At 59.8% G+C, this 214-nt stretch carries 1 pseudogene; it reads left to right on the top strand.

Going from position 1 to position 214, the window contains the following annotated elements:
* Window positions 1-95: 95 nt before the first annotated feature.
* A pseudogene (locus tag AC0L3H_RS33090) lies at window positions 96-214 on the top strand (IS630 family transposase); the annotation flags it as partial.

Raw genomic sequence — 214 nt, 5'->3', positions numbered from 1 at the left:
CTAGAGCGGGATGAATTGAGGCTGAATCGAAAGGGGATTCCCGAAGGCGAGCAAATCAGATTCAACCTGCTGGCTGGGTCAGGAGGCCAGCATGGATGGGCAAGCCTTATTCGATGGATCTTCGCACGCGGGTGGTAGCGTCGGTTGAGCAGGAGGGCCTGTCGCGACGTCAGGCGGCAGAGCGCTACGGGGTTGGAATCAGCACGGTCATCCG

This window comes from Mesorhizobium sp. WSM4816 (assembly GCF_055811535.1).
Note: the sequence above shows the minus strand (reverse complement) of the source record. Positions and strands in the feature narration are given on the sequence as shown.